Consider the following 15,723-nt stretch of genomic DNA (forward strand, 5'->3'; position numbering starts at 1 on the left):
CGCGCGGCTCCCCGGCTCGCGCGGCTCCCCGGCTCGCGCGGCTCCCCGGCTCGCGCGGCTCCCCGGCTCGCGCGGCTCCCCGGCTTCTCGGTTCGTCCCGCCGGCTCGGTTCTTCGGCTTCTTGGGTTGCCCGGCTCTTGCGTAGCTCGCTCAGTGCTGTGTGGTGATTGCTCGGCAGCTTCGTTCGCGTCGAAGTCCCGTGGCTGGGGTCGCGCCTGGCGGGTTCTGTCCAGCCTCGACCTCTTCTCGGGTCGGGCCTCGGGGGGCGGCCCTTCACGTCCCACGCCCTAGGCATCCGTTCTGGATTGGTGAGTAAACGTGTTTCACGTGAAACGCCTGGGGGATTCCGGCCGGGGGAGCGTGGCGGGTGGCGGTGTTTCACGTGAAACGGTGTCCGAGAAGGGCTAGGGGGTGGCTGCCTTGTGGAGGGCGGCCAGGAAGTCGTCCACGTGTTCTTCGGTGGTGTCGAAGGCGGTCATCCAGCGGACCGTGCCGGCGATCTCGTCCCAGTAGTGGAAGAGGTAGTTCTGCAGGAGGGATTCAGAGATCGCGTGGGGGAGGGTGGCGAAGACGGCGTTGGACTCCACGGGGTAGGCGGGGGTGACGCCGGGGACGTCCGCGAGGCCGTCCGCCAGACGAAGTGCCATCTGGTTGGCGTGGGACGCATTGCGGTGCCAGAGGTCGTCGGTCAGGAGAGCGGAAAGCTGGGCTGAGACGAAGCGCATCTTGGAGGCCAGCTGCAGCGACTGGCGGCGAAGGTAGGGGACCGCGTCCGTCAGGGACGGGTCCAGGACGACCACCGCTTCGGCGGCCATGGCGCCGTTCTTGGTGCCGCCGAAGCTGAAGACGTCCACGCCTACGTCCGTGGTGATGGCTTTCAGGGAGCAGTCCAGGTGGGCGGCGGCGTTGGCGAGGCGGGCGCCGTCCACGTGGAGGCGTAGGCCGGAGGCGTGGGCCGTTTCGGCCAGGGCGGCGATCTCGGCGGGGGAGTAGCAGGTGCCCAACTCGGTCACCTGGGAGATGGAGACGACCGTCGGTTGAGGCTCGTGGTGCTGGCCGATGAGATGGAGATGGGCCTTGATGTCATCCGGGTGGAGCTTGCCCTGAGGGGTGGGGATGGTTCGGAGCTTCACGCCCAGGAGGCGTTCCGCAGCGCCCGTTTCGTGGGTGGCGATGTGGGCGGTGTCGGCGCAGAGGACGGCGTCGTAGCGGCCGAGCATGAGAGCCAGGCCGACCATGTTGGCGCCGGCCCCGTTGAGTACGGCGAAGCCTTCCGCTCCGGGGCCGAACGTTTCCTTGATTTTGTGCTCGAAGGTCGAGGTCCAGGTGTCATCGCCGTAGGCGGGGGCGTCTCCCTGGTTGGCGGCGGTCATGGCGTTGAGGATGTCTGGGTGCACGCCGGCGTGGTTGTCGCTGGCGAAGCTCTTCGGGTGGGCGGGATTGATCGGCACACCGTAAGGCTATGCAAGGCGCTTGGGCGGAGGCTGTGAGGGGCGGGGCCGCCGGGGTGGTTCTCGCGGATACCTCGTGAGTCGTTGGCGGTGATGTCTCCCGTCGGCGTCGCGCTGATGCTTCATCCGGTGGCCGTTGTCAGGGGTTCTGGCGCAGTGCGGGTTCAACCGGCCGCCTGTGCGACATGGCGGCGGTTGGCACGCCGGGGAGGTCGACGGTGTCCGCCAAAGGATCCACAGCTGCTGTCCATGAGTTAGCGGCTGCAACCAGTCGAGGCATCGAAAGGAAGGCGGGGCCGCCCCGTCGGGGAGTGGGGGTGGCCTGTGGGGAGGGAGGAAAGAGCGGTGGCGCCGAGGCATGCGGCTCCGGTGTAGCAGAGCACAGGGGAAGCAGGCCTTCAAGTCCGGCGCGCGAGACGGGAAACGTCGACACAGGTGCCAGCAGGGGGTGGAGAGACACACGCTGAAGAGCCCTGGACGAGGGGGTGGGCGAGGAGAGCGTCCTGAAGTGGATGCGCGGCGAGGTGTCAGCGGGAGTCGCTCGGCGACGGACAGTTTGGGGGCAGCGCTGATGACCAGCGACCAGCAGGCAGGCGCCCTGAGGGAAGCGGTGGCGTGCTGGGGGTGGAGGTCTTGAGGGGTGCGCCGAAAGACGGTCACTGATGGACGGGCAGGGAGCGGCGCGTCATGAGCGGCGTGGAGGAGATTCCTACCGCGAGAGAAGCGGTGACGCGCCGTGGGGGAGACGTCTTGAGAGAAGTGCGGTGAAGGTAGTTAGTGACAGGCGCCCAGGAGAGGCGCGCTGAAGGACGTGCGATGGGCGAGGTGCTCAGACGCGGGCGGCTGAGGGCGCGGTGGCGAGCAGCGGTCAGGGGAGTGCGACGGGAGACGGGGAGCGAGGCGGCGTGGGAGGAGCGCGTTCAGAAGACGCGCCCAGGAAAGGCGTTGGTTACAGGGCTCCGGTGCAGAGGCGGGTGACGCGCTGCCGAAGGCATCCCTGGAAGGGAGGGGAGAGGCCGACTTCGAAGGTGGGCGGGTGAGGAGATAAGAGCTCGTCTCAAGCAAGAGATGGAGACAGGAGCGGAGAGGAGAGACGAGGAATCAGGGCCGGATTCGGAGCGAGAGACGGGAAGGTGGAGGGCTCACGCGGGGAAGTGAAGGAGCTGCCGTGCTAAGGGGTGGAGGAGCGGCCGCTGCAGGGGAAGAGGTGGGCTGGCCGCGTGGAGAAGGCAGCAGCAGCCGCGTGACAGGAAGAGTGGTCATCGCCTGAGTACAGGAGAGCCGTCGCACCACGGACGAAAGCGGTCATGGCCAGGCGGCCAAGGAGGGCTGTCGTACGGCGGATGGCGGTAGGAGCCGCAAGGGAAACAGAGGCAGCAGCCGCGCCGGAGGGCGGGAGCGGTGGTTGCCCGGCGGTCAGGGGGAGCTGTCGTGCGGCGGGCAAGGTGAGGCGCCGCACGAAGGGCAGTAGCACCAGCCGTGCGGGAACGAGAACGGTGGTTGCCCGGCGGCCAGGCGCGCTGTCGTGCGGCGGGCGAGGGGAGGCGCCGAGCGGGGGGCAGGAGCAGCATCATGCGGTGCACGCGAGCGGTGGTCGACTGACGGACGAAGAGAGTTGTCGTGCGGCGGATCACGGGAGGCGCCGCGCGGGGGACCAGAGAGCGGTGGTCGCCTGGTAGACGAGGGGAGGCCGTCGCACAAGGGGCGAGGGAGCAGCCGTCGTGCGAAGACGGGAGCGGTCATCGCCTGACGGGCCAAGGGGGCTGTCGGGCCGCGGGCAACGGGTGGCCCCCGCGGCACGACAAGAAGGCAGCAGCCGCACGGCTGAGAAGAACAGCAGCCGCACGGCTGAGGAGAACAGCAGCCGTGCGGCGGAGAAGAACGGTTGCCGCGGCGGCGGAGGAGAACAGCCGCCGTAGGAGGAGCGGGTCAGGAAAGGGTTAGGGGCGGGGGCGGTGGGCGGCGTTTTGGAGGAGGGTGCGGCAGAGGTCGCCGAGGTCGCGCCCCGCTGCCTCCGCCGCCATCGGCAGCAGCGACGTCTCCGTCATCCCCGGCGCCACGTTCACCTCAAGGAAGTGCGGGTCGTCGGACACGTCCACGATCAGGTCGGTGCGGGAGATGTCCCGCAGCCCCAACGCCGTGTGCGCCGTCACGGCCATCCGGGCGCAGGCTTCGGCGGCGGCCGCGGAGAGGCGGGCGGGGGCGAAGAACTCGGTGTGCCCGGCGGTGTATCGGGCGGCGTAGTCGTAGACGCCGGCGTCGGGGACGATCTCCACGGCCGGCAGCGCCACCGGCCCCTCGCCGAGGTCGACGACCGAGACCGACACCTCGACGCCCTCGACGTACCGCTCGATGAGGGCGGTGTCGCCGTAGGCGAAGCAGCCGACCATGGCGGCGGGCAGCTCTTCGGCCGTGCGGACGATGGACGCGCCGAGCGCCGAGCCGCCGCGGGCGGGCTTGACGAACAGGGGAAGGCCGAGCCGGTCGATGATGCGGCCGAGCACGACGGTGGCGCCGAGGTCGTGGAAGGTCTCCCTGGGGAGGGTGACGGACTCGGGGGTGCGCAGGCCGACCGAGCGCACGACGGCCTTGGCGGTGGGCTTGTCGAAGGCCACGCGGCAGGCGTCGGGGCCGGCGCCGACGTAGGGCACGTCGAGGAGTTCGAGCACGGAACGGATCGCGCCGTCCTCGCCCGCGCCGCCGTGGAGGGTGACGAACACCGCCTCGGGCGGGTCGGCGAGGATGGCGGGCACGAGGGAGGCGTCGGTGTCGCGGGCCTCCACGTCGATGCCCGTGGCGCGCAGCACCTCGCTCACCCGGCGGCCGGAGCGCAGGGACACCTCCCGCTCATAGGAGAGGCCCCCGGCCAGCACGAGCACGTGGCCCAGATCGCTCATCACATCTCCTCCGCTGATCGTACGCGTCCAACCGTACCGGCGGCTGGCGGCGAATGGTGTAGGTGAGGCCCGCACACGAGTACGGCCGGCGTCCCCGTCCCCGGGGAGCGCCGGCCGTACCGAGGAAAGCTAGGCCAGTTCGGGCCCCGGCGTGTCAACGCCGGCCCGCTCGGGACCGGAGCCGGTGCCGAACATGTCCCGGAGCTGCATCTCCTGCTCGATCACCCCGGACAGGCGCCGGACGCCTTCGCGGATGCGGTCGGGCTCGGGGAAGCAGTAGGACAGTCGCATGTGCCGGGCGCCGCTGCCGTCGGAGAAGAACCCGGTGCCGGGCACGAACGCCACCCGCTCGGCCACGGCCCGCGGCAGGATCGCCTTGGAGTCGAGCCCTTCGGGCAGGGTCGCCCAGACGAAGAAGCCGCCGGCCGGCCGGGTCCAGGTGACCTCGGGCGGCATCAGGGCCTCCAGGGAGTCCAGCATGGAGTCGCGCCGCTCGCGGTAGAGCTCCTTGAAGGACTTGATCTGCTCCCGCCACGGCTGCGTGGCCAGGAACTGGCCCACGGCGAGCTGCGTGAACACCGAGTGCGACAGCACGGCCGACTCCATGGCCAGGATCAGCTTGTCGCGGATGGCGTGCGGCGCGAGCGCCCAGCCGACGCGGAAGCCGGGGGCGAGCGTCTTGGAGAACGACCCCAGGTAGACCACGCCGTCGGGGTTGTCGGCACGCAGGGCGCGCATGGGCTCGCCGTCGAAGCCGAGCAGCCCGTACGGGTTGTCCTCGATGATGAGGATGCCGGCACGCTGGCAGATGTCGAGCACCTGCTGCCGCCTGGCCAGGTTGAGCGTGACGCCGGCCGGGTTCTGGAAGGTCGGGATCGTGTAGAGGAACTTGACGGGAGCTCCGGCGGTCTCCAGCGCGTAGATGGTCTGCGCCAGCGATTCGGGCACGATGCCCTGATCATCCATGGCAATGTGGACCACTTTGGCCTGGTAGGCGGAGAACGTCCCCAGGGCCCCGACGTACGAGGGGCCTTCGGCGAGCACGACGTCGCCCGGGTCGATGAAGATCCGGGTGATCAGGTCGAGCGCCTGCTGTGAACCGACGGTGACGACGACGTCGTTCGCCCCGGCCTCGATCCCCTCCAGCCGCATGACGTCGCAGATCTGCTCGCGCAGGTGCGGGTCGCCCTGGCCGGAACCGTACTGCAGCGCGACCGTGCCGCGCGTGGTGACCAGGTCGGAGACCAGCTCGCCGACCATGTCGAGGGGGAGCGCCGTGACGTACGGCATGCCGCCGGCGAGCGAGACCACCTCGGGTCTCGACGCGACGGCGAAGAGAGCTCGGATCTCGGAGGCGACCATCCCGGTAGCTCGCGCGGCATACCGGTCGACGTAGGCGTCGATGCGCGACCCTTGGGTCGCGGGTGTCTGACCGTGATCCAGCTCTTCCGTCACGGCCCACCTCCTAGGTGTCATATCGGACCGAAATACCAGATTACGCCAGTCGGACATGTCCTTCGTGACCGGGCTCGACCGTCGTGGTATCCGCTGGCTGCATCTTCACTGAGCTACCATGCCACCAACGGACGCGGTTTTCGCGCGCTTTTCTGGGTCGACGATAGGGGCCGTAGTTGTCGCGCCGGCTGGTCAACATAACCCTGGACAATCTCGAAGATCTGCCACGCCGCTGCCGGCGGTGCGTGTTCTGGGAGCTCGATCCCGTCAGCGGCGAGCGTGCCATCCATTCCGGCGACTCCGGGCTGGAGAAGGAGGCCTGGATCTCCGGCACGCTGCTGGAATGGGGGAGCTGCGGGAAAATCGTCTACGTCGACGGGGTTCCGGCCGGGTTCGTCCTCTACAGCCCGCCGCTCTACAGCCCGCGTTCGCTGGCCTTCCCCACCTCGCCGGTGAGCGCCGACGCGGTGCTGCTGATGACGGCCCACATCATCCCCGAGTTCTCGGGCGGCGGGCTGGGCCGGATGCTGATCCAGGGCGTGGCGAAGGATCTGACCCGGCGCGGGGTGAAAGCCATCGAGGCGTTCGGCGACCTGAAGTGGGAAGAGCCTAGTTGTGTAGTTCCTGCTGAATACTTGCTTTCTGTGGGTTTTAAGACGGTTCGACCGCATTTGCGGTTTCCGCGGCTGCGTTTGGAGCTGAAGAGCGCCATCTCGTGGCGTGAGGACGTCGAGGTGGCCCTCGAACGCCTTCTGGGGTCCATGAGCCCGGAGCGCGCCCTTCGTCCCGTCTGACGGCTCTTGGGGGCCGAAGAAGGGCAAACGGAAGCCCCCCGCGGGCACCGCCGCAGGGGGCTCTCACATGAGGGCGACTAGATGATGCCGTCGAGCTCGCGCAGCAGCATGGCCTTCGGCTTGGCGCCGATGATCTGCTTCACGACCTCGCCCCCCTTGTAGACGTTCATCGTGGGGATCTGGAGCACGCCGTACTGGCGGGGAACCTCGGGGTTCTCGTCGATGTTCAGCTTGACGATCTCAAGCTTGTCGCCGTGCTCGTTCGCGATCTCCTGCAGGATGGGCGCGACCTGACGGCACGGGCCGCACCACTCGGCCCAGAAGTCGACCAGCACGGGCTTGTCGCTCTTGAGGACCTCGGTCTCGAACGTGGCGTCGGTAACTGCCTTCACGGTGCGCTCCTTACTTCTCGTTGTTGGCCAGCCAGCGCTCGGAGTCGAGCGAGGCGGCACAGCCGGTGCCGGCCGCGGTGATGGCCTGGCGGTAGGTGTGGTCGACGACGTCGCCGGCCGCGAACACGCCGTCGATGTTGGTGGCGGTCGACGGCGAGGCGACCTTGATGTACCCGTCGTCGTCGAGCTCGACCTGGCCCTTGACCAGGTCGGTGCGCGGGTCGTGACCGATGGCCAGGAACAGCGCGTCGGTCGCCAGCTCGCACTCCTCGCCGGTCTTGACGTTGCGCAGCTTGACCGCCTCGACCTTGGTGTCGCCGAGCACGTCGACGACCTCGGAGTCCCAGACGAACCGGATCTTCTCGTTGGCGAACGCGCGCTCCTGCATGATCTTGCTGGCGCGCAGCTCGTCACGGCGGTGGACGACCGTCACCATGCGCCCGAACCGGGTCAGGAACGTCGCCTCCTCCATGGCGGTGTCGCCGCCGCCCACGACCACGATGTCCTTGTTGCGGAAGAAGAAGCCGTCGCAGGTGGCGCACCAGGACACGCCGTGGCCGGACAGGCGCTTCTCGTTCTCCAGGCCGAGCTCGCGGTAGCCCGAGCCCATGGCCAGGATCACCGACTTGGCGTAGTAGGTGTCGGTGTGGGTCTTGACGACCTTGGGGTTGGCCTCCAGGTCGACCTCGACCACGTCGTCGGCCACCAGCTCGGCGCCGAAGCGCTCGGCCTGCTTGCGCAGGTTGTCCATCAGGTCGGGGCCCATGATGCCGTCGGGGAAACCGGGGAAGTTCTCCACGTCGGTGGTGTTCATGAGCGCACCGCCCGCCGTCACGGAGCCCTCGAAGACCAGCGGCTTGAGTTCGGCGCGCGCGGAGTAGACGGCCGCGGTGTAGCCCGCAGGGCCCGACCCAATGATGATCACGTTACGAACGTCGCTCAACGCTCCCACGCCTTCCTCGTCTGCTGTTTGCTTCGGGCTCAACAGATCCTAGGCCGCGCTGATTCCCGGCCCTGCCCGCAAAACGAAAGAGCCCGCCGAAGCGGGCTCTGACGTGGGCTTTCGATTACCAGCGGCCCAATGTGGGCTTGCGCAGGTTCTTGCAGTTGAACGGGTCGACGATGTCGATGCGCAGCTTCTTGGCGGCCTGGTCCTTCCAGGAGGCCACGATCAGCGCCTCCTGGCCGTTGTACTGGCCCTGGTCGACCGCGAACGTCTTCAGCTTCGAACGGGCGGCCACCTTGCCGACGCATCGGTCGACCCTGGCGGTGTCCGTGGGGCCTTCGAGGGCCGGAGCGGCGCCGAAGTACCCGAGCAGCGGCTGGCGCAGCTCCCGGTCGCTGTAGTTGTAGTTGCTGTCGGTCAGCGCGTAGGCCCTCGCCCGCAGATGAGGCTTCGACGGCGTCGCGGGCTGCGCCACCGTGGGCCCGGACGAACCGCCCGGTCCGTCCCCGCCGGCCAGCAACCCGCCCGAGACCGCCAGCGTGCCGACCACCACCGCGGCCGCCGCCGACGCCGCCACGGCGGGCATGGCCCACCTGCGCCGCCGTACCGACCTGGTCCGGGCCGGGACGATCGTGCCGTCGTCGGAGACCACCCCGAGACGTACCGGCTCGGGCGTCTCCGCCGCCGGCTGCTCCCACGGGGAGTCCCGCATGAGCCTGTCCCAGTCCGGTGCCTCCACGAGGTCGACGCCCCCGCGGCGGGACTCCGCCTCGGCGGCCAGCGCCTTGTCGATGCGCAGTGCGACGCCCATCGGCATGGCCGGTGTTGGGGTCGCCGCGAGCACCTCGCGAACCGCCGCCAGGTCTGCCAGGAGCTCCCCACAGGGGTCGCAGACCGCGAGATGCTCGCGGACCCGGCGTGCCGTCGCGGCGTCCAAGAGATCCTCTGCCAGCTCGGCCAGGACCTCAAGATCGTAGTGCGTATCACCCGTCACGAAGTTCTGCTCCCTTCGCGGATGAGACGCGATTGAGGTCCGAACGGTTCCGCAGATGCGAAAGAATTGGGGCAAGTTTCGCGCGACCCCGCGCGCATCTGCTCTTCACGGTGCCGCTGGGCACCTGAAGCACCTGAGCTGCGTCTTCGACGGAATACCCCATCATGTCCACGAGCACGAGAGCCGCCCGCTGGTCGGCGGGCAGCAGTTTCAGAGCGGCCGAAACCTCCATCGAGACCTCGCGCTCGACGGTCTGGTCGGGGAGCGGGCTGTCCCGCTCGGCGGCCTCGATCAGTTCGTCGTCGGCCACCGGACGGACGGACTTGCGCCGCATCCGGTCGAGGCAGGCGTTGACGACGATGCGGTGGAGCCAGGTGGTGACGGCCGCCTCACCTCGGAACGAGGCGGCCTTGCGATATGCGGAGACGAACGCGTCCTGAACGGCGTCCGCCGCCTCGTCAGGGTCACCGAGAGTACGCAGCGCGACCGCCCACATGCGGTCACGGTGCCTTTTGACGATCTCGCTGAACGCGTGTGGATCCCCGTTGATGTGCGCGGTGAGCAGCTCGGCGTCTGTGATCGCCGGCCGCTCCGCTGGTGAGGGTGTCTCGGGTGGGGAGTTCACAAGAGAGATTCCTGATTTATGCCGATCCGGGAGAATGCACCACTACTTCATAGATGGTGCCACGAAACTGGCCCGCATCTGCCGGAACGCGCGTAAACCAGATCAAAACGTACCGACCGCTTGCCGGGTCGTCGGGGGTCAGGGTGGTCTTGCCCGAGGCGCTCTTCTCGGTCGCCACGGTCTTGAGCGAGCCGAGCTCGGGGGAGTCGCCGACCTTCAGCTCGACGCTCGCGCCGCCGGCCTTGCCCAGCGTAGCCACCACGTCGCTGATCTGCATGGACTTGCCCATGTCGAGCAGCAGGCCGACGCCCTTCTTGAGGTTTCCCAGCTCGGCGTTGCCGTAGCTCTGGGTCGTCCAGGCCGTGCTGGGCTTGCCGTCGATGGCCAGCTCGGCGATGTCGGACTTCTCGTCGCCGTCGTCGCCGAGCGGGTCGAAGCCCTTGGCCTTGTCGGCCTTGACGGCCTGGGCCGAGGCCGAGGCGGAGGACTTGCCGGTGGTCGGGCTGACCGACGCCTCCGGGGTGGCGGGGCTGCCGAGGCTGCGGCCGATCGTCCAGGCGCCGACGCCCACGGCGGCGATGACCAGCAGCACCACCAGCGTCATCAGCACCCGGTTGAGCACGCTGCCGCCGCTCTGGCTGGGCGGCCGGCGCGGCACGGGCGGCGGTGGCGGCATGGTGCGCTGCTGCCGGTGGGCGACGTCGAGGCCCTCGGTGTGCGAGGCGGAGGCGACCGCCGGCGTCGAGGGGTAGGAAATGGCGATCGGCATGGGCCGGGCCACGTCGGCCAGCGCCTCGGCGACCTCGGACGGGCTCGACAGCGCGCCCTGCCCCTTGCGCGACTCGGGAAGGCAGGCGCGGACCGTGACGGTGTCCAGGTAGTTCGGGACGCCGGCGGTGACCTGCCGCGGCGAGCAGAAGTGCCCGTCGATCATGGGAGCGGCGGGCAGGCCGCCCTCCTCCTCGTCGCCGGGCCAGTGGCCGGTCAGGCCGGCGTACAGCAGCCTGCCCAGCCCTTCGGCGTCGTCGAGGGCGGGCTGGTCGGTGGTGAGCCCGGACAGCGCGGCGTCGACGGCCACGCCGAGCACCTTGACCGTGTTGCCCGTCGTCCAGACCAGGTGGGACGGGCGCAGGCACAGGTGGTAGAGCTTGGCCTCGTGAGCGTGCGCCAGCGCCTCGGCGGCCTCGGCCACCAGGCCGGCCGCGCGGTCGGGCTCCAGCGGGCCGGCGGCGAGCAGGTCGGTCAGCGTCTCGCCGGTGACCCACTCGCTGACCACGTAGGAGTGCTTGTCGTCCTCGCCGGCGTCGAACACCTGCGTCAGGCGCGGGTCGGTGAGCCGGCTCGCGGCGCGGGCGGCGGTGACGACCTCGTGCACGCGCGGGAAGTCGGGATCGAACGTGTGCACCGCCACCGGGCGCGCGAGGATCTCGTCGATCGCCTTCCACAGGGTCGCGCCGTCGGACTCGCTGACGCGGTCCTCCAGCCGGAAGCGCTCGGCCAGTCGGGTGCCGGGTTCCACGGCCGACGTGCTCACAGGCTCTCTCCGCTAGGCCGATCGGGCGTGCTCATGACTCGACTCACCTGCGTGGTGGTGTCCCACGTAGGCACGCTATGCCGGGTGGATCCGCCCACGCCCCTCCTGCTTCCATTCGCGCGTGTCGGGCACCATGGTAGTGCCGAGTCGATTCCGCCCGCGTTCTTTGCCAACGGGAAACTCGTCAGCCGTCGTGGTCAAGTCCGTCCATATGCCGGATTTCCCAATTACTACCGACCTACGCGTCTGGCGACCATACCAACGAGTGAGTTGACCTCCGCTATGCGCATCCTGTGGGCGACGGCGAGATAGAGCAACAGTCCCAGCCCACCACCCACGGCCAGGACAATCAGCGAGTTGACGAAACCCAGACCACCGAACAGCTGAGTGACCACCCAGACCGTGAGCAGCCCCAGCACGGCCGTGGGCAGCGAGGCCAGGTACATCCTGGTCAGCGCCGTGCCGATGGTCCAGCCGCCCAGGCCCTGGACGCGGCGGCTGGCCAGCGTCCAGGCCAGGACCGCGCCCAGCCCGTACGCGACGGCGTACGCCAGCGCCAGCCCCATCACCGCGTAGCGGGCGGGCAGCAGCACGAAGAAGATCACCATGAGCAGCGCGTTGACCGCGGTCGTGCCGGCCCCCACGAACACCGGCGTACGGGTGTCGCCGAAGCTGTAGAACACCCGCAGCAGGAGCTGGAACACCGCGAACGGCACCAGCGCCAGGCCGTAGACCTGCAACACGTTCCCGATGTAGACGGCGTCGGCGACGCTGTTGGCGCCGTGGCCGTAGATCGGCACGGTGATCGCCGGGCCGAGCACCATCAGCAGCAGCGAGACCGGCACCATGAAGGAGCAGATGAGCCGCACGCTCGACCCGAACTCGCTGCGCACGTCGTCGAGCCGGCCCTCGCCCACCGCCCGGCTCATCCGGGGCAGCATCGCCGTGATCACCGACACGCCGATGATCCCGTACGGAAGCTGGAAGAGCTGGAACGCCAGCGTGTACGGGCTGATGCCGTGGCCGGCCACCTCGTTGCCCGCCGAGCTGGCCAGGTTGGTCGTCAGCATGAACCCGAGCTGGGTGACCACCACGTAGCCGATGGTCCAGACCCCCGCCCTGCCCATCTCGCCCAGCCGGGCGTTGCGCACGTCGAAGCGCGGCACGAACGAGAACCCCACCCGCTTGAGCGCGACGATCAGCACCACCGCCTGGGCGACGATGCCCGCCGTGGTGCCGAGACCGAGCAGCGCGAGGTCGCCGGTGGTGACCGCCTCGATGTCGGACCCGCTGCCGACCACGGCGTAGGCCGCGAACACGCAGATGACGACCAGGTTGTTGAGCACCGGCGCCCACATGGGAGCGCCGTAGCGGTCGCGGGTGTTCAGGATGGCGCCGGCGACCGCGCCGATGCCGAAGAAGGCGAGCTGCGGCAGGATGAACCGGGCCAGCATGACCCCGGTCTCGAACTTGATGCTGCCGCGGTCCCAGTCGGTGTAGAGGTCGATGAGCAGCGGCGCGCCCAGCACGGCCACCGCGGCCACCACGACCAGCACGGCGGTGGCCAGCGTCAGCAGCCGCTGTTCGTAGGCCCGGCCGCCGTCGGGGTCGTGCTGCTGCGCCCGGACGATCATCGGCACCACGACGCTGCTCAGCACGCCGAGCAGCAGCAGGTCGAGAATGCTGTACGGGATCGCGTAGGCCGCGTTGTAGGAGTCGCCCAGCGCCGCGGTGCCGATGGCGTAGGCCAGCACCATCGTGCGGGCGAACCCGGTGACCCTGGACACCATCGTGCCCGCCGCCATGATGGCGCTGGCCCGCAGCATGCGGCTCATACGGTCTCACTCTCCCGGGATTTGCCCGCTCGCGCGAGCCGTCGCTCGGACCGGCGGCGCAGGATCCGCGTCACGACGGCGGCGAGCATCACCGTCAGCGCGGCGCCCACGATGACCAGGGCGATGCCGGTGTAGCCGGTGGTGCGGATGGTCAGTCGCTCCGGCTTGCCGTAGGGCAGGCCGTCGATCGTGCGCAGCTGCACGGTGACGGTGGCGTCGCCGCTGGTGGTGGCGTTCATCTTCACCTGCAGCGTGCCGCTCTGGTTGCCGCCGATCACCAGCGGCTCCGGCGGCACGGGCTGGATCTGCAGCCGCCCGCGGTCGTTGGACTTGACGTCGATGTGCAGGGTGACCGACTTGTCGAGCGAGTTCTTCACGCTGATGGGCACCACGCCGTTGCTGCCGGCCAGAGTGCGCGGCGCGTCGGTGATCTGGATCTTGTCGATGCGCTCGTCCACGGCCGTGCCGACGAGCTTGGTCACCGCGCGGCCGGCGCGGGTGTTGTTGCGCCAGGCCGACGAGGTGAGCCTGAGCACCGCGGCGTCGAAGGCCGAGGGCGTCCTGGTCCCGGCGACGGAGGCGGTGACGGAGGCGGTGAGCTGCGCCTGCGTGGCGACCTCCTTGACGGGGGCCAGGTACTTGGCGCTCAGCTCCTCCTTGCGGTCCTGCTCGGTGTAGGTGAGCCCGGCCCGCGGCGTGGCCGTCTTGCTCGGCTTGATCGAGTCGAGTTTGGTCAGCGAGAGCCACGGCAGCTTCTCCGCGGTCTTCAGCAGGCTGGTGACCAGCGTCGGGTTGGGGTCCCAGCGGCGCGACGGCGCGACCACCAGCGACCGCGGCTCTACCTGCCCGGCCTCGGCGGCGATCATCGCGGTCTCGGCGATGAAGCGCTGCGTGCTGAGCAGGACCGTCGTGGGCGCGGTCGGCTCGAACAGCCGGCTCAGCTCGGCGTCGGCGACCAGCGCCTTGATCGGCCCGGCGACGCTGTCGAGGGTGGCGACGGCGTCGGGCGTGTGGGCGACGGGCGGCTGCGGCGGCAGGTTGGTGGAGTTGAGCAGGACGGTGGTGACCTTGCCGGGGCTGACCGAGAGCAGGTCGAGCGCGTCGGCGTCGAGCACGCCCGCCGGGGGCCAGTTGATCGAGGTCTGCGCGTTGCGGTTGAGCAGCGCCCGGGCGGTCTGGCCGCCGAGCTCGATCGCCCGGCCGGGCTGCGCGTCGAGCCCCTGGTGGGCCAGCGCCGCCACGTCGGGGTCGCCGTAGGGGGTGGCGATGACGGGGGAGGAGGCCAGCGCCGTGCTCATGGTGGACAGCCAGGTGCCGGCGGTGTCGTTGGCCGGTTTGCCTTCTGTGCCGTTCTTGGTCTTGACGTGGTAGCCCTTGGTCATCGCCTTCAGGTCGTCGAGCAGCGACGGCTCGACGAACCAGGTGACGCTCTTCGGCGCCGTCTGCGCGATGCGGGCCAGGTCGGCCAGGCGGCCCTTGCCGCTGAGCGACTGGCTCAGCTTGTCGTCGACGAACAACGTCTCGTCGGAGCCCCGGTGGGGCTGGTCGATGACGGGCAGGGCGACGGCCAGCTTGTTGCGCGGCAGCTTCGGCGTGGTGGGCGGGGCATAGGTGAGGAACGTGCGCTGCGCCGAGATCGGCACTTCGTTCTGGGAGACGTCGACGGCGATCCGGTAGACGCCGAACGCGCGGTAGCCCAGCTGGATCGGGGTCGCCGTGAACGTCCAGGTGGCCTGCCCGCCGACGGCCAGGGCCGGGATGTCCATGGCCGAGGTGCGGGAGACGTTTCCGGGCAGCGTGGCGTTGTTCTGGTCGCTCTGGTACGCCGCCATGGAGGCGCGGTCGTAGAAACGCTCGCTGGTGTAGCGCAGGCGTACGCGGAGGGGGCCGAGCGCGGTTCCGGTGTCGTTGCGGACCGTGCCGGTGAACTTGATCTCGTCGGTCGGGCTGCGCGTCACCTGTGGCGTGATCGACGTGATGGAGACCGAGAGCGTCTCCCGCGCCGCCTCCACCGTGGCAGCAGAGTTCGGCGCCGCCGCCACCATGGGGGCGAGCGACGCGACGGACATCACGGCGAGCAGCGCGATCTTACGGATCACACGCATGCCAGAGCTGGGGTACGACGGCGCACGCCCGCAATGGTACGGGTTCAGTGCCGCGGCGCGACCGCCTCGCGTGTTCCCCGTGGTCGGGGCGTACGCAGGTCGACGGTCTTGCCGGTGAGGAGATTCAGCAGGTCGAGCGCACGAAGACAGAGCGCGGTGTGCCGTTCGCCGGTGGCGGTGAAGACCGCCATGTCGTCGGCGACGAGCCGGTCGTCGATGAGCACCGGAAGCGACTCCGGCAGCAGCAGCGGGCAGACGAGCCCGTCGGTGTAGTCGGTGGCCGAGTTGACCAGGAAGGCCGGCGCCGGCCGCACCTGGCGGGCGCCCAGCAGGCCCCCGACGACGCCGGGCTGGGGCGGGTTCGCCGCGGTGGCGACGACGGCGACGACGACCTCGCTGCCGATCCTGGTGGCGACGTCGAACACGGTGACCACGACGCACCGCCCGGGCTCCGCGCGGACCGTCTCCGGCAGTTCCTCCGCGCAAGTCATGGGGCGCGGAAGGCGTACGATCTCATGATGGACCTGGTGTGCGAGGAGCCAGCGGTGGATCGCGAGGGCGTCCTTCATGAAGTCCTCCTCCGTCTCGCCCTGTTCCATGGCCCCCGACGGTCCCCAGACCGAAGGTAACCCGGACCTGATGTGGCTCGGGGGATATGTTCCGGAATCGAAGGACCGACAGGGTTTGTCCGACTC

Annotated in this window: 12 protein-coding genes; 1 reads left to right on the plus strand and 11 read right to left on the minus strand. The window is 69.5% G+C overall.

Translation table 11 applies throughout. The annotated features are described in order from the left end of the window. Positions 1-404 precede the first annotated feature (404 nt). From ACWEJ6_RS13955 to ACWEJ6_RS13965, 3 genes are all read right to left on the minus strand, one after another. On the minus strand, positions 405-1,451 hold the full coding sequence (locus ACWEJ6_RS13955; RefSeq protein WP_452423825.1) for a threonine aldolase family protein: 1,047 nt from the start codon (positions 1,449-1,451) through the stop codon (positions 405-407). 1,940 nt (positions 1,452-3,391) lie between these two features. Next, positions 3,392-4,348 (minus strand): D-alanine--D-alanine ligase family protein, encoded by a 957-nt coding sequence (locus ACWEJ6_RS13960; protein WP_452423827.1) that lies wholly within the window; start codon positions 4,346-4,348, stop codon positions 3,392-3,394. Positions 4,349-4,477: 129 nt separating this feature from the next. Then, positions 4,478-5,803, minus strand: coding sequence for an aminotransferase-like domain-containing protein (locus tag ACWEJ6_RS13965; RefSeq protein WP_452423829.1), 1,326 nt, complete (start codon positions 5,801-5,803; stop codon positions 4,478-4,480). A gap of 176 nt (positions 5,804-5,979) precedes the next feature. Here ACWEJ6_RS13965 and ACWEJ6_RS13970 point away from each other — a divergent pair, with 176 nt between their 5' ends. Then, positions 5,980-6,597 (plus strand): GNAT family N-acetyltransferase, encoded by a 618-nt coding sequence (locus ACWEJ6_RS13970; protein WP_352322962.1) that lies wholly within the window; start codon positions 5,980-5,982, stop codon positions 6,595-6,597. Positions 6,598-6,674: 77 nt separating this feature from the next. Here ACWEJ6_RS13970 and trxA read toward each other — a convergent pair whose 3' ends face one another. The 8 genes from trxA to ACWEJ6_RS14010 all read right to left on the minus strand — a co-directional run bounded on the left by trxA (position 6,675) and on the right by ACWEJ6_RS14010 (position 15,597). Next, on the minus strand, positions 6,675-6,989 hold the full coding sequence (gene trxA, locus ACWEJ6_RS13975) for a thioredoxin (RefSeq protein WP_352322961.1): 315 nt from the start codon (positions 6,987-6,989) through the stop codon (positions 6,675-6,677). A 10-nt stretch (positions 6,990-6,999) separates the two neighbouring features. Next, positions 7,000-7,932 carry a thioredoxin-disulfide reductase gene (trxB, locus tag ACWEJ6_RS13980; RefSeq protein ID WP_387671785.1) on the minus strand — a complete coding sequence of 311 codons (933 nt, stop codon included), beginning with the start codon at positions 7,930-7,932 and terminating at the stop codon, positions 7,000-7,002. Positions 7,933-8,056: 124 nt separating this feature from the next. Next, positions 8,057-8,929, minus strand: coding sequence for an anti-sigma factor family protein (locus ACWEJ6_RS13985; RefSeq protein WP_452423832.1), 873 nt, complete (start codon positions 8,927-8,929; stop codon positions 8,057-8,059). Continuing rightward, positions 8,919-9,554: an RNA polymerase sigma factor SigM gene (gene sigM / locus ACWEJ6_RS13990; RefSeq protein ID WP_352322958.1), complete on the minus strand. Its 636-nt coding sequence runs from the start codon at positions 9,552-9,554 to the stop codon at positions 8,919-8,921. The genes ACWEJ6_RS13985 and sigM overlap by 11 nt, the downstream gene beginning before the upstream one ends. A gap of 16 nt (positions 9,555-9,570) precedes the next feature. Continuing rightward, positions 9,571-11,088 (minus strand): protein kinase family protein, encoded by a 1,518-nt coding sequence (locus ACWEJ6_RS13995; RefSeq protein WP_452423835.1) that lies wholly within the window; start codon positions 11,086-11,088, stop codon positions 9,571-9,573. A 230-nt stretch (positions 11,089-11,318) separates the two neighbouring features. Next, entirely contained in the window at positions 11,319-12,923 is a 1,605-nt protein-coding gene (gene murJ / locus ACWEJ6_RS14000) for a murein biosynthesis integral membrane protein MurJ (RefSeq protein WP_452423837.1), read from the minus strand. Continuing rightward, positions 12,920-15,028, minus strand: coding sequence for a DUF6049 family protein (locus ACWEJ6_RS14005; RefSeq protein ID WP_452423839.1), 2,109 nt, complete (start codon positions 15,026-15,028; stop codon positions 12,920-12,922). The genes murJ and ACWEJ6_RS14005 overlap by 4 nt, the downstream gene beginning before the upstream one ends. Positions 15,029-15,072: 44 nt before the next feature. Further along, the gene (locus ACWEJ6_RS14010; protein WP_397155132.1) at positions 15,073-15,597 is read right to left on the minus strand and encodes a YbaK/EbsC family protein; all 525 of its coding nucleotides are present in this window, start codon (positions 15,595-15,597) and stop codon (positions 15,073-15,075) included. Positions 15,598-15,723: the final 126 nt, after the last annotated feature.

The sequence above is a fragment of the Nonomuraea sp. NPDC004702 genome (assembly GCF_053601695.1).

Coding starts and splice junctions, on each gene's coding strand:
- ACWEJ6_RS14010 (WP_397155132.1), bottom strand. CDS start 15,597: ATGAAGGACGCCCTCGCGATCCACCGCTGGCTCCTCGCACACCAGGTC.
- ACWEJ6_RS14005 (WP_452423839.1), bottom strand. CDS start 15,028: ATGCGTGTGATCCGTAAGATCGCGCTGCTCGCCGTGATGTCCGTCGCG.
- murJ (WP_452423837.1), bottom strand. CDS start 12,923: ATGAGCCGCATGCTGCGGGCCAGCGCCATCATGGCGGCGGGCACGATG.
- ACWEJ6_RS13960 (WP_452423827.1), bottom strand. CDS start 4,348: ATGAGCGATCTGGGCCACGTGCTCGTGCTGGCCGGGGGCCTCTCCTAT.